Here is a 16,291-nt window from a genome sequence, read left to right as displayed (position 1 = left end):
TATTTTTCAAAAAATTAGGTAGGAAGCCATGTCAATTGAAGATCTCTGCAACGCTGACGTCTCTGACCAAGTTTGCCCTTTATCCGCTTCTCAGCAACGCTTATGGATGTTCCATCAATTAAAACCCAACAGCCTTGCCTATAACATAGGTGGCCTACTGTGGTTTGACGATCCTCGCCTATCCCCTGATCGCTTGCAGCAAGCTTTGTTATACATGGTGGCCGATCACCCAGCCTTTACCATCACGATCGACGACAGCACGGGCACACCTTTACAAAAGTATAATAGCCCTGACCTAGACATTGAAGTTCATGACCTTCGACATCACCAAAATCCTTACGACTGGCTAAAACAGGACGCTCGCCAAAAAGCCTATTCACCCTATCAATTGACCAATAGTCGACTATTGCGTTTAGGCATTTATCAAATCAGTGATCAAAGCTATGCCGTATTGTTAGCCTTGCATCATTTAATTGGCGATGCTTGGAGCCTGTCGCTTTGCTGCAAATCGATTTTATCTTACCTAAAAGGCGTTAGCGCAAAGACCAAAACTGGAGAAGATTTCTTCTCCCATGCTAGACGCTCTAAGTCTCCTGAAGAATTGGATGACGCACAACAAAAATGGCAAAGCCTTGAACTACTCTCGGATGAACCATTGCAGCTCAAGCCCCAATCCACCATAACAGATGCCAGCTATCAAGCAGGACATATTGAAAACACCCTTAGTCCCTCGCAAACCCAGATGGTCGACAATGCCGCTAAAACACTTGGCGTGACAAAATTTGAACTTTTATCCAGCGCATTGTTATTAACCTTGTCTCTGTATGCGAATCACCCACATCCAGCCATCATTGTGCCAACCCTTAACAGAAACAGTAACAATCGTCGCAATGTCGGCTTTTATGTCGGCAATGCCGTACTGGGGTTATCCATCAAGACGACTGATACTTTTAACGACATCATTCAAGCTGTGCGAGAAAAACTAGCAAAATCGATTTCGTTTGAGGGCTTTTCTGCTGAGCAGCTGTGCACGCAACAATCACTGCCCAACTATGCGTTTAATTACCGCACCCATGGGGATGGACTCACCGTCAAGGTTGCTAATTATCAGTTAACATTTGAAGAATTTCCGGTCGTAGAGACGCCGTTTGAATTGGTATTAGATGCGATCAGTCATACACAACTGACCGTGCGTTTTGTTTATGCTGCAGAAAAATACCCAGAAGATTTTATTCTTCGCCTTATCGATTCTTACCAACATATTCTGCTGCAACTGTGCCAAGCACCAGAACAGAAAAAAGCGCAAGTGAATCTATTAGGGGAAAAGGAGCAAGCTCTGCTAAAGCCCTTGTCTCCTTTAGCGCCAGACTGGAACCCAGTCGTTTTTACCGATCTGCTGAGCCGACAGGCGAAAGATCATAGCAAGCAAATCGCCCTACAACATGGTTCTCAGACCCTTTCTTATGGTGAATTAGAGAAGCAAAGTAACCAACTTGCTCACTATTTAGTGGCATCAGGCGTTCAAGCCGATGGTATTGTTGGCATCATGATGGAACGTGGCATCCAGCTATTCGTCACCATGATTGCCGTATTGAAAGCTGGAGGGGCCTTTTTACCTCTCGATCCGGATTATCCTGAGCAACGCCTGAACTTTATGTTAAATGACAGTGATGCTCTTCTCTTGCTCACGCAAAACACACTCATTGAACAAGGCAAACAATTAACGAATAAGCCGGTTATCGCAATTGAATCCTTGTCTTTAAAGCATCAGCCTATTTCTGCTCCCAATATCAAACCACACCCACTGCACCTCGCCTATGTTATCTATACTTCAGGCTCTACTGGAACGCCAAAAGGCGTTGCCATCAACCATCAAGGCTTGAGTATGCACGTGCAAACCATAGGCAAAGACTATGATATGACACCTGCAGACACAGAACTGCATTTTGCATCGATCAGTTTTGACGGTGCCATAGAACGCTGGACAGTTCCGTTGGCATTTGGCGCACGACTGATTATCCGCGATCAAGCACTGTGGACAGCTGAGCAAACCACGCAAATATTGCTTCAAGAGAAGGTTACTATCGCCTGCTTTCCACCCAGTTACATCGGCCCTTTATTGGATTGGATAGCCGACAGCAACACGTCATTACCGGACCTACGTTCACTGACTCTGGGTGGTGAAGCCTTTACCCGCGAGACCTTTGAGCGTATTCAACAGGTCATTAAGCCTCCCAGAATCATTAATGGCTATGGGCCAACCGAAACCGTTGTCACGCCACTTATATGGCGTGCCTACGCCGAGGATGCTCTAACCAGCGCTTATGCTCCAATTGGCTCGCCCGTTGGCGCACGCCAGCTTTATATTTTGGATAATCAGCTGCAGCCTCTTCCTGCAGGCACCATAGGTGAGCTTTACATAGGTCTGGAAGTCGGCCTTGCCCGTGGTTATTTGAATCAAGCCGGACTTTCTGCTGAACGTTTTTTAGCGGATCCTTTTTCCGCCAACGGGGAACGAATGTATCGAACGGGCGATCTTGTCCGACTCAATGAACAAGGTATTATTGAGTACTTTGGTCGTGTCGATCAGCAGGTCAAAATTCGCGGATTTCGTATTGAGCTAGGGGAAATTGAATCACGCCTGCAGGCGCTGACGAATGCTAAACTCTGTGCCGTAATCACACAGGATTCGCCAAGTGGTAAAAAGCTCGTTGCTTATGTGCAAAGTCAAGCCAGTCAACAAGATGCACAAAACTGGTTGGCCGCACTAAGCCAACAACTTCCAGATTATATGGTGCCTTCTCACATAGTGATTGAAGCACAATTACCCATTACGCCAGCCGGTAAGATTGATCGCAAGAACCTACCCGCACCGCAATGGCAAGCACTTCAACAAGCCCAATCACTTTGCCGTCTTAGTACACCAAGACAACACTTATTGGCCAGTTTGTGGCAAAGCCTGTTAAATGTGCCAAGCATAGGAGCAGATAGTCACTTCTTTGCCCTTGGTGGCGACTCTATCAGTGCCCTGCAATTGGTCGGTAAATTACGCCAACAACACCTCATGCTCACCCCCAAACAGGTATTTGAACATCCTGTCTTGTCTGACATGGCTGAGTGTGTGATCGACAACCAAACTCAACCCGCACAACAAGGCTTGCTGACAGGCGAAGTCTCCTTATTGCCCATGCAGTCTCGTTTTGTGGCGCAGTATGCTTTGTCCCTTTGCAACCAATTTGCTCGCTTTGTGCTGCCTGCGCCTATTGATATCAATGCCCTGCAACTGGCTTTATCACAGGTGTTACAACATCACGATGCGTTAAGGTTGGCCTTTACTCTTCCTCAAGGGAGCAACCAAGCCACCGCGCGCTACCTTGAGGATGGAAAATTTACGTTACAAACCTATGCGCAACAGATAGATGACCACAAAGTACACTCAGCGCTACAGCCTGAGACAGGGTGTCTGTTGTCATTAGGCGTCAACCTCCAAGAGGGTGAGGTACTGTTAGCGGTACACCATTTGGTCATTGATGCACTCTCTTGGCCTGTTCTTTTGGAAGATCTTATCCAGCTTTATCAAGGTGTGCTTGATAAAAATCGTCCTGCTTTAGCAGCAAAAACACACCATCAAGAAGACTGGTATCAAGCACTGAAAAGCTATCAATTAACCCAGCAGGAAATCCAATACTGGCAAGCTCAACAAGGCGCTGCGCATTTCCCAGCTAAGCGCAGCACAGCGCAAACTCACCAATGGCTACTGCCAAAACATCAAGCGGATGCCCTATTTTCCAGCACCCAAGGCTTTGCCAGAATGGACAAAGAAACCAGCTTAATGAGTCTTGTTGTCCAGGGGATTGCCTCCTTAACCTCTCTGACGCGTCTGACATTGCATAAAGAAAGCCACGGCCGTTTTGCCGAGCCTTTCCAGTTAGATTTGTCGCGCAGTGTGAACTGGCATACGGCCTTATATCCACAAACGATCGAGCTTCAAGAGACCTTAGGCGACACCCTTGCCTTCATCAAAGACATTGCTTGCCAAGTGCCATTTGGCGGGATAGGTTATTCGGCAGGCATTCTACAAGAGGCCTGGTCCTATGCCCCCAGTATCGATGTCTTATTTAACTACCTTGGTAGTGCCGCACAGCACCAGATTGCAGACATAAAAATCAACGAATTTGGTTTATGGCGCGCCCAAGACGTAACGGCAGATGCCGCCATCACATTGAACCTTTCTGAAACCAAGCAAGGTATCCTGTTTGATCTTGAGACAGATGAGGCGTTATTTGATGCCCAGCAAGTCGAACAACTCATTCAACAATTGGCGAGTGCCGCTGATACCATCACACAATATTGCCAGCATCAGTCGCCTATTCTCACCACACAGGACGCCAAACTTACGTCATTGACTCAGCCTAATCTCACACAGGTAAGTCATAACCTATTATCAAGGCAGAATACCCAACTCGTGGACAAGATACTGCCCTTATCTGCCTTACAACAAGGGCTCTATTTCCACACTCAATTGGCGAATAATCAACACACTTATGTCAATCAAATCACCTTACCTATAGAGGGTGCTAACGCCGACAAATTATTAAGCTGCTGGCAGCAACTCATGGCACGCCACAGTATGTTGCGCTCAACCATTAGTCAAATTGAGGGACAAGCCCATTTTTTGGTGTGGCCAAATCTGCCTGTAAGCAGTGCTTACCATGATGTCCGCGATCAAGATGAGGTTAGCCTTAACAGCCTTCAACAAAATCTGATTGCACAAGGTTTTAATCTGACACAAGCACTTAACCATGTGCCTCAACCCTTGTGGCGAGTCGACTTGGTACAGACATCAGAGCCCGTTTTACACTGCATCTTTACCATTCATCATCTATTAATGGACGGTTGGAGCACCGGCGTGCTATTTGCCGAGCTGATTAATCTTTATCAAGGTCACTCCCTGCCCCCAGTGCAAGAAGATTTTGCCGATTACCTCACTTGGCTTAATCAACAATCAAGCAGCGCGTCACAGGATTATTGGCAAGACTATTTGCGCCAGACTGAAGCGCCGACCTTGTTAGCTGACCTTTATGGTCAAGCTCAACCCCAACAGGGACACGTAAGGGATATTTTGCAGATTGACACTGCCACTCGTGAGCAATGGCAGCATACACTCAAGCAATCTGGACTGACCCTAAACACTTTAATTCAAGGGGCTTGGTTACTGACCCTGCAACGCTATACAGGTCAAGACAATCCTATCTTTGGCAATACGGTTACCGGTCGCCCCTCGTCTTTTGCCAACAGTGACAACATGGTGGGGCTCTTTATCAATACCTTGCCCATTACCAGCAGGATTGATTGGCAAAGCAACACACAAGATTGGTTGAAAAACTTACAAGACCAAGCCAGTCAGCAACGAGAATTTAGCTACAGCGCGCTTTCCGATGTAGCAAACTGCTCACCACTGGACGCTGGCAAACTGTTCGATACCCTGATGGTATTTGAAAATTATCCCCTCGATAAAGCCCAGCTAAATCAAGGGGATATTCGCATCGGCGAGCCAGACAGCTATGAATTCACCCATTACCCTCTGACACTGGCCGTCTTACCTGATGATGGGTTAAGCGTGATTTTTGCTTACGATACGGCGTGTTTTCATGCCGAGCAAATTCATGCTTTACAGCTCACAACACAGCATTTTCTTGAACAATTGGTGAGGTATTTAACTGCGCCATTGGGCAAGATCCCGGTATTGGATAAAGGCCAAGACGCCGCCCTCAAAGCTCACACTAAAGCCTGTGAACCTTGGCACTACGCACCCTTTACCGAATTGCTCAAACAGCAAGCCGTGCAACACCCTCAACACCTCGCGTTAAAGTCCAATGTCTTGGTGAATCAAGGCCAAACGGCGATAAGCTTGAGCTATGCTGAACTCGACCAACAAACCGATGCCATCGCCGCCAGCCTAATACAGCAAGGTATTCAAAGAGAAAATATCGTTGGCGTGTTGTGCCAACGCGGCAACGACATGCTGGTCAGTATGATAGGTATTTTAAAGGCGGGGGCGGCCTTTCTTCCTCTGGATCCAGCCTATCCTCAAGAACGCTTAAGCTATATGCTGTCGGACAGTCAGGCGGTCATGTTAATCACCGACTCAGCATCTCAGTCGCTTGCCCAACACATCGCCCCCAGCATTAAGTCTATGGTGTTTGATGCCTTCGACTTGTCGTTATCCCTAACGACACCGCCTCAGCTACTTGCCGACCAACTCGCTTACGTTATCTACACTTCGGGTTCCACAGGACAACCTAAGGGCGTTTGTGTGTCGCAACTGGGTTTAAGCATGCATGTACAGACCATAGGTCAACGCTATGGCATGCAATTGGATGACAAAGAGCTGCATTTTGCCTCCATCAGTTTTGATGGTGCCATAGAGCGCTGGGCTACCCCCCTTGCTTTTGGTTCCAGCTTGGTGATTCGTGATCAAAGCTTGTGGAGTGCCGAGGAAACCTGCGCGGTACTCGCCAGAGAAGAGATCACCATTGCTTGTTTCCCGCCAAGCTATGTTGGCCCGCTATTAGAGTGGATACAGTCTAGTGAGCTAGCTGCTAATCTCAAAGTACGTTCTTGGACTTTAGGAGGCGAAGCCTTTACTCGGGATACCTATTTTGCTTTACAGCAAACCCTCAAACCACAGCGCATTATCAATGGCTATGGCCCCACCGAAACCGTCGTCACCCCTTTGATCTGGCAAGCCTATCCAGACACACAGCTTGATAGTGCTTATGCACCGATAGGAACCGCGGTGGGTGCTCGTGATTTGTTTGTTCTCGACAAAGCATTGCAGCCCGTACCCAGTGGGGTCAGTGGGGAGCTCTACATAGGCGATGAAGCCGGTTTAGCACGAGGCTATCTCGCTCGTCCCGATTTGACCGCAGAACGCTTCTTACCTAACCCCTTTAGTCAACAAGGCGAACGCTTGTATCGCACCGGTGATTTGGTTCGCTGGCGAGAAGATGGTGTGATGGAATATTTGGGGCGTGCTGATGATCAGGTAAAAATACGCGGTTTCCGTATTGAGTTAGGCGAAATTGAAGCCCGTCTGCAACAACTCAGTGGCTGCCGACAAAGCGCCGTCATAGCCCTAGATGGGCCAAGCGGTAAAGTCTTAATAGGCTATCTGGAGAGCCAACATACTGACCTGGATAGTCAAGCCATTCTGCAACAAATGAAGCTCAGCTTGCCTGACTATATGCTGCCTTCGCAGTTGATTGTGATGGACGCATTGCCGCTTACACCTGCCAGTAAAGTGGACAAAAAACGTCTGCCTTTGCCTGAGCTAAGCAGATCAAGTGATGAGTATGTTGCTCCACAAGGTGAATTGGAAAGATTACTGGCAACAGAATGGCAAGCACTGCTCAAACTCGAACAGGTCAGCCGTTTTGACGACTTCTTTGCCCTCGGCGGACAATCCCTATTGGCCACACAATTAGTGGGTCGCTTACAACACAAACATCGCATTCAACTGGCCTTGCAAAGTGTCTTCGACGCACCTGTATTGTCCGAAATGGCCAAGCTTTGTCAGATGAGCAGCCAAGACCTAACCATCCAACCCATAACGCGTTTGCCTTACCTAGCTGTCAGCGCAGCGCAAAAACGCCTTTGGTTTGTGCAACAGCTGATGCCTGAAAGCGCCGCTTATCACATGCCACTTGGCATCAAACTAACAGGCCAATTAGATAAAGAAAGACTGCAACAAGCACTGCATCACTTGCTCAATAAACACGAGATTTTCCGTACCACCTTTGCCCAAGTAGAAGGTGAACTGATGCAAAGCATTCAGCCACAAGCGGAACTGCCTATCTCATATCATCAGGACGCTGTTAGCACAGATCAGATCATGCAATGGATTGCAGAACCCTTTGATTTTGCCAGTGCCCCCTTATTGCGTGTTCACCTTATTTGCCAACAGGCCAATGAGCACCATCTCATTATCATTCTTCATCACATCATTAGCGATGGCGTGTCCATACAGAAAGTATTAAAAGAGTGGTTCGAATGTTACCAAGCCTTGTCTGAGGGTCAGTTAATCGACACCAACACAGCGCCCAGTGTGGATTATGTGGACTATGCCGCTTGGCAACAAAACTGGTTACAGAGTGCGCAAGCCCAGCAAGACTTACAATGGTGGCTAGCGGCATTACAGCATGAGGTAGAACCTTTAATTCTGCACAGTGAAGTGCCCAGAGATGCTCACCCTATCACTGGCAAGCGTTATCATTTTGAGCTAAGTCAACAACAGATAGACAATATCAAGCAGCTTGCCCAAGCACACCACACCACTGTGTTCAACATTATGCTGACACTGTGGCAGCTGTTAATGCATAAATACTCTGGCCAACAAGATATCCGTGTTGGCGTGCCAGTGGCAGGACGTCAACAAGCACAAACTCAGGCCATGCAAGGCTGCTTTATTAACAGTCTAACCATACCTATTCATATTCAGGCCACCAGCCGCTTTAGCGACTTAATTAATCAGGTCAGTGATTTTGTTCAACAGGCCCTAAGCCGCCAAGAGGTGCCTTTTGAAACCCTGGTGGAACGCCTAGGTATTACCGGTAATTTACAACAACACCCACTTTACCAAACCAGTTTTAACTTCCAGCAAATGGATCTCAATCCATTGCAACAAATAACAGAGTTAGACATTCAATTATTTGACCCCGGTGTGGTGGGAGCACAGCTTGAGCTGAGTATGGACATCCAAGAGTTGGCGTTAGGAGCGGAGCAAGATGGCAAGAGTGCTAAGAGCAAATGGCTCGGTTTTGTTAACTATGCGGCTCCAGTATTTGATGAAGACTTTGCCAAATCCCTACTCGAACACTGGTTGCTCTTACTCGAACAGGTAACGACCGATCAACAGGCTTGTGTGGCCGATCTCTCTCTGGTCAGTTCATCGCACCGTCACCATATCGATGCTTATAACGCTACCCAAAAAGATTGGCGAAGCTTACTGCCTGCACCTGTGAGCATTATGCAGCAAGCGCAGCAGACACCAGACGCCATCGCCCTTGCCATGGGTGAAGACACCATGACTTATAGAGAGTTTGACCGTAAAGTCACCCAGCTGGCAAATTGGCTGCGCAAACAAGGCGTCAAAGAAGAAAGCCGCGTGGGGCTTGGTTTACCTCGCAGCTTTGACTTGGTTATCGGCTTACACGCCATCACTCGTGCCGGTGGCGCTTACGTGCCACTGGACCCAAGTTTCCCGAAAGAGCGCCTCAACTATATTCTTGACGCCGCAGAAGTCTCATTATTATTAACAGACCAAGCCACGCTAACCCTGTGGCCAACTTCTGCACACTGCCAATATGTGACCTTGGACACACTGGACACGGCGCAAGAAAGTCTGACGCCACCAGAGGTAAATTGGCAAGCGGATCAAGCCCTGTATGTCATCTTTACCTCAGGTTCCACTGGGTTGCCAAAAGGCGTAGTCAACACGCAAGCGGCATTACAGAATCGTCTCCACTGGATGCAACATGAGTATCAGTTAGACGCTGAAGATTGTGTACTACAGAAAACACCCTTTAGTTTTGACGTGTCTGTTTGGGAATTTTTCTGGCCTCTGATGTTTGGTGCCCGCTTGGCCATTGCCGCACCGGATCACCACAGGCAACCCGAACTCTTGCACCGTACCATAGTGCAGCACAAGGTCACCACGATTCACTTTGTTCCTTCTATGTTGCATGCCTTTGCCAGTGAAACCGACATGGCCAGCTGCACCAGTTTACAACGCATCATTTGCAGTGGTGAAGCCTTACCAGTGGAGTTGGTCGACAAAGTACTGACTCAGATGTCAGATTGTGAACTGCACAATTTATATGGCCCCACTGAAGCGGCCATCGATGTCAGTTACTGGCAATGTCAGTTGCCTACGGGCCGACGAACCCCGATTGGCTTCCCTATCAGCAACACCCAATTACATGTGCTAGACGAAAACTGGAATCCAGTGCCTATCGGTGTGCCCGGTGAATTGTATTTGGCTGGTGATGGTTTGGCTCGAGAGTACTTGTCTCGGGCAGACCTCACCGCAGAACGTTTTGTTCCTAACCCATGGGGGGCGGCTGGCTCACGCATGTATCGCACTGGCGATAAGGTATTGCGCATGGCCGATGGTCGTCTTGAGTATTTAGACAGACTGGATCATCAAGTCAAAATTCGCGGTCTGCGCATTGAGTTAGAAGAAATAGAAGCCGTATTAAATCAACATGAGGAAGTTGAGGAGTCAGCGGTCATTGCCTATGACTACCAGATAGGCACGCAAAAGAACACCAGTACCCAACTGGTCGCGTATCTGGTCTGCCAACATGGAAAAGCGGTGAACGAAGCCGAAATCAAACGTCATTTAACAGACCATTTACCGGAATACATGGTACCGGCTCTGTTTATTCCTTTGACCAGCATGCCGTTATCACCCAGCGGCAAACGTGATCGCAAAGCCTTGCCCTCACCAGAATGGAATCAAGTGCAGTACCGGGCCCCGGAATCGGAGCTCGAACAATGGTTTGCCAAAACCTGGCAAACCATTCTTGGGGTCGATCAGGTGGGGCTGGATGATAATTTCTTCGCCCTTGGCGGACACTCACTATTGGCGACTAAAGTGGTTGCCCTGAGTCAAAAAGAGTTGGGCTTGACCTTATCCCTTAAAGACTTCTTTGCCGCGACTACGTTACAGGCCTTAACCGACAGTCTGCAACCTCACTACCACAGTCAAAATGAATCGGAGCAAGACGAGCTAGATGCCATGGCGGCATTAATGGACGACTTGGACATGCTATGACAGTAAATAATGACAAAATCGCTTTAGCAAAACGTTTTTTACAACTGGGGCGTGAAGAACGCACGAAATTTATCCGCTTACTGGATAGCAAGGGATTGAACTTTGAAAAACTGCCCATAGTGGCAGGTGATCACCCTAAGCTCATACCTTTATCACCGGCACAAAAACGCCTGTGGGACATTTATCAACTCGACACAGAAAACAGCGCTTATCATATGGGCGGTTGCTTTGAAGTGATAGGGCCTCTTGACATTGAACGACTTGAACAAGCCTTACGTCAGGTGATGGAAAAACATCACACCTTACGCACCCGCTTTATTCAAGATGAGGCAGGAGACCACTTCCAATTCGTTGAAGCTTCTCCCGCTTGGCAAATAGAGCAGCGTTATTTACAACAAGAGGATGCACAGACCATACAACAAGCTTGTGCTGATTTTTTGAATCAAGCCTTTGATCTGTATCGCGGTTTACCCATTCGGGCCTTGAGTCTAAACATCAAAGAAAAACGCCATGTATTACAAATTGTCCTGCATCATATTATTTGTGACGGTTGGTCTATTGATATTTTCCTTAAGGAGCTGATCCATGCTTATCAAGGCCACCCCCTGTCACCACCAGACATTCAATATGCGGATTATGCCATCTGGCAGACCGCCTTATTAGACGCTGGTAAGGGTCAGCAACACCTAGACTTTTGGCGCCATGAAATTGGCACTTATCAACCCGAAAAACTCTTTCAATGGCATCAAGAGGTGGCCCTGAACCAACGCCGCTTGGCGGACAGCTTAGAATGGCAACTTGATCCTCAGCAACATAGGCAAATCAAACAACTGGCTCGTCAGCTCTCGGTGACCACTTCCACTTTATGGCTGGGACTTTGGCAAAGCGCCTTAGCCAAAGGCGCTAAGCGAGAAGACATCTCTATTGGCATGCCATTAGCCAATCGCCAAAGAGCAGAGGTAACGGACTTAATTGGTTTTTTTGTCAATACCTTGGTTATTAAACAGACCATTAGTAGTCATCACACCCTACTGGAAACGGTGCAAAACGCCCATCAAAAAGTATTACAGGCTCAGGATCACCAGCTGTTACCTTTTGATCAACTGGTAGCGGAACTGTTAGAACAAAATGTGGCTGGAGAGACGCCTTTTTTCCAAGTTTTATTTAATCATCAGATGATGGCTCAGCCGCAAGTCAAATTGACTCAAGACGTCACTATTGAGGCCATTGCGCAAGCAGGGCAATTTGCTTTATTTGATGTCGCATTAGACATTCGCGAACAGGCGGACACCAGCCGAGTGGTCTTAACCTATGCAAAAGATCGCATTCTCGCCACACAAATGACTCAGCTGTTCGAGTTACTAAAAGGCATGACTGACAGCTTAGCAGACCAGCTCAATCAACCACTGGCCAACATTCAACTTATTAATGCGTCAGATCGTCAGCGTTTACAGCGTCTTTCGCAACCACAAGGCCAATGGCAATTTTCGCCCATTACCCAACTCATTAGCGAACAAGTTCAGCAACGTCCTGACGCCATTGCCATCAAGCAAGGCCAACAGCAATATTCCTTTGCTGAATTAGAAGCAACAGCCAATCAGTTGGCTCATCACCTTCGCTCACTGGGTATTAAAAGAGACGAGCCTATTGGCGTGTTATTTGAACGCCGCTGTGAAATGATCATCGCCATGCTGGCCATCATGAAAGCTGGCGGGGCATTCCTACCACTGGATCCAGATTACCCTACCGAGCGCCTTGCTTATATGCTCGAAGATTCACGCACCAAACGACTGCTGTTCCATCATAATATTGCCTCACGCTGGCAAGAGATTCAGTCTTCATTACCCAAAGACTCGATTCATGGAATGGCATTTGAAGAATTGAATCTCGGCCAATATGAAATCACCGCCCCCAACCTCATCCTGTTACCCAAGCAGTTGGCCTACATCATTTATACTTCAGGATCGACCGGCAAGCCCAAAGGGGTAGCCATTCCCCATGATGGTTTGAGCATGCACGTACAAACCATAGGTAAGCAATATGGCATGACCTGTGAGGATGTGGAACTGCACTTTGCTTCCATCAGTTTTGACGGTGCGGTGGAACGCTGGACCGTGCCTCTGGCGTTTGGCACCAAACTGATTATTCGTGATCAAGCCCTATGGAGTGCGGAAAAAACCTGTCGCCTTCTTGAACAAGAAAAGGTCACCATTGCTTGCTTTCCGCCCAGTTATGTAGCGCCGTTATTAGATTGGATCGAGGCGACCCAAACAAAGCTCAATGTGCGTTCTTGGACATTGGGTGGTGAAGCCTTTACCAAGGAAACCTTTGACCGACTGCAAAGTGTGGTCAAGCCTCCCAGAATCATCAATGGTTATGGTCCCACAGAAACTGTGGTCACGCCTCTCATCTGGCGCGCTTATCCAGAGACCTCTTTGCACAGCGCCTATGCACCTATTGGTGAAGCGGTGGGTTCGCGTCGTTTGTATGTATTAGATGACGAATTAAATCCTGTCCCAGTTGGCGCACAAGGTGAACTCTATATTGGCGATGAGGCTGGACTGGCACGCGGCTACTTATACCAAGCGCAACAAACCAGCGAACGTTTTCTACCCGACCCTTTTCAACAAAATGGTGAGCGCATGTATCGCACGGGTGACCTAGTGCGCTGGAATGACAATGGCATCATGGAATACTTAGGGCGCATTGACCAACAAGTAAAAATTCGTGGTTTTAGAATTGAGCTGGGTGAGATAGAGAACCGTCTACAACAGGTGTCTGGCGCAGAAACCTGCTTGGTCTGTGTGTATCAGCAAGGCAAACAAGACCAATTAATCGGCTATCTACATAGTCAGCAAAGGCTTACGTTTGAGCATTCATCCATACTGGCACAACTGGCAGAGCAAGTACCAGAATACATGGTACCGACGCAATTAATCACCTTGTCACAACTGCCCCTTACACCGGCAGGTAAGATTGACCGAAAAGCCCTGCCTGCGCCTGCGCCAGTGATATCCACACACACTTATGAAGCGCCCAATACCCCACAAGAAACCCTGCTTGCTGAAATTTGGCAAGCCCTTTTAGGTAGCGAAAAAGTGGGTCGTCACGATCACTTTTTTGCCCTAGGTGGCGACTCTATTCTTTGCCTACAATTGGTCAGTAAACTCAAATTAACCGGTTTTAGCATCACCCCCAAAACCATTTTTAATAAACCCATACTGAGGGATCTTGCCCATGATTTAAAACGGGTTCAAGCGGCAAAAGAAAGACCTTTACCACAAGCCCCCTTTGATCTAATGCCTATTCAAGCACACTTTATGGCGCAAGATTTTGCCGAACCAAACCACTGGAATCAGCATCTTTGTGTGGCCCTAAAGCAAACCATGGATTACCACGCCTTAGCAGCGGCGCTGAATGCCCTCGTCGAACATCACCCCAGCCTAAGATTGGCATTTTCAGATCATACAGGTCATTGGCAACAAAGCTATCAGGACACACCCAACCATCTACTGTGGCAAACTCAAGTACAAGATGAAGTCGAATTCGATGAGTTTGCGCTGCGCCTACAAACCAGTTTGGACATACGACAAGGCAGATTACTGCAAGCTGGTTTAGTGGCCATGCCAGACCAAACACAACGACTTATATTGGTCATTCATCATTTGGCGGTAGACGGTGTTGCCTGGCGAGTGTTATTGGACGACCTGTGGACGACATACCAACAAGCCACCTCAGGGCAACCCCTATCGCTGCCACCCAATTATGCCAGCTTGGACATGGCCATCGAACAGCTAAATGAATGGCGGACGTCTAACTATTGCCAACAAAAACAAGCCCACTGGCAAAGCCTGATAGAAGCGTCTCATCACCTTCATCCAGAGGTTCAACCTGCCCTTTATCGAGACAAAAAAAGCGTCAGCATGCATTTGAATGAGCAGCAAACTGCGGCTTTACTGACTTCTCGTCGTGACATTACCAGCAGCTTGTTGGCCGCGTTACCCGTCTCCTCTCTGTGCTCAAATGAGCAAGGACTCACTTTGTATTTAGAAGGCCATGGCCGAGAAGAATCGGTATTTGGTGATCTGGATTTAAGTCGACTGGTGGGTTGGATGACCAGCTTATACCCTGTCATGATTCAAGCGGGGCAAGATGCCTCAAGCATAGAAGAAGAATTGAAACGTCTACGAGAAGATGGTGGCATCAGTTTTGGGGTCAGGTATTTAGCACCGAATCCGCCTAACGTGAACGCCCTCTTGACCTTTAACTATTTGGGGCAATATGCCGATCAAGATTTTGCCCATTGGTGCCAACCTATTGACAGTGGCGGACCTGCTCAAAGTGAACTCAATACCATGTTGACCCCCTTAGTGATTAACGCTCAAGTGGTCTCTGGAAGGTTAACCGCCAGCTGGGAATTTGCCACCTCGCACTTCACTGAAAGCCAGGTTAAAGACTTTGCTGAGCAATGGCGAGATCAGCTCAGTCAACACTTAAGCCTAGAAGAAGGCAACAGCTTGTCCCGCAAGACTATCAAAGGCGATGGCAATTTAATTGAAAAACTCAACAACAGCCATCAGCGGCCGATTTTCTGTCTTCACCCGGTAACGGGGCGCGTAGTGGGCTATCAGAAACTAGCTTCGGCATTAGAAGGTCAACGTGCCGTTTATGGTATACAGTCACAAAGTTTCGTCTATACCAATCAATTTGATACCTCCTTTTCTCACATGGCAGACGTGTATTTAGCCAGCATCAAAACAATACAGCCAACAGGCCCTTATACTCTTGTCGGCTGGTCTCTGGGAGGCGCATTATGTCAGGAAATTGCCGCGCGACTGGAACAGGCAGGAGAGGAAATTGAGTTTATCGGCCTGTTGGATTGTTATGTACCCGGTACTGAAATTGCCGAAGACCAATGGCAATCTGATCAGGCTAAGCAAAAGCTCATCATGCATCTGGAATTATTGCTCGGCACATTATCACAGCAACAGGCTGAGTCTTGTTTAATTGGCTTTGACCAGCGTTCGCCTCAGCAATGGCCGGACTTTTTTGATACTTGGTTGAAAGCTAACCACTTTGCCAAACCGGATGCGGATAACGCTCGACAATTGCTTTATAGCTGGGCAGTTGAACAACATATGCGCGCCCTTTGCGCAGGCTATCAATTACCCAAAATACAATCTCATTTACATTCTTTTTGGGCTGGTCAACCCAAGGACAGAGCAAACTGGTTGATGACGGAGCTGAGCAAGATTAATACCTTAGTCACCAGCCAAAACTATGAAACGGACCATTTAGGCATTGTTCAGCACGCCAAAGTCATTACAGATTTAAGCAACTTACTCTGTGCTAACACCCTAGTAAAAACGTCATCATAAGAAAAGATAAATAACATGAGAGACATAAAACAAATAAATGATAATGATTATCAAAATGGCTTTTATTTTTACAGTT

General features: G+C 47.6%; 2 protein-coding genes. Both read left to right on the top strand.

All coding sequences use genetic code 11. The features are described 5' to 3' along the window. The first annotated feature begins 28 nt into the window (after positions 1-28). Entirely contained in the window at positions 29-10,837 is a 10,809-nt protein-coding gene (locus ABXS85_RS14660) for an amino acid adenylation domain-containing protein (protein ID WP_353667267.1), read from the top strand. Next, the gene (locus ABXS85_RS14655; RefSeq protein ID WP_353667266.1) at positions 10,834-16,215 is read left to right on the top strand and encodes an amino acid adenylation domain-containing protein; all 5,382 of its coding nucleotides are present in this window, start codon (positions 10,834-10,836) and stop codon (positions 16,213-16,215) included. The genes ABXS85_RS14660 and ABXS85_RS14655 overlap by 4 nt, the downstream gene beginning before the upstream one ends. The last annotated feature ends 76 nt before the right edge of the window (positions 16,216-16,291 follow it).

This window comes from Marinomonas sp. THO17 (assembly GCF_040436405.1).
Classification (GTDB): domain Bacteria; phylum Pseudomonadota; class Gammaproteobacteria; order Pseudomonadales; family Marinomonadaceae; genus Marinomonas.
Note: the sequence above shows the minus strand (reverse complement) of the source record. Positions and strands in the feature narration are given on the sequence as shown.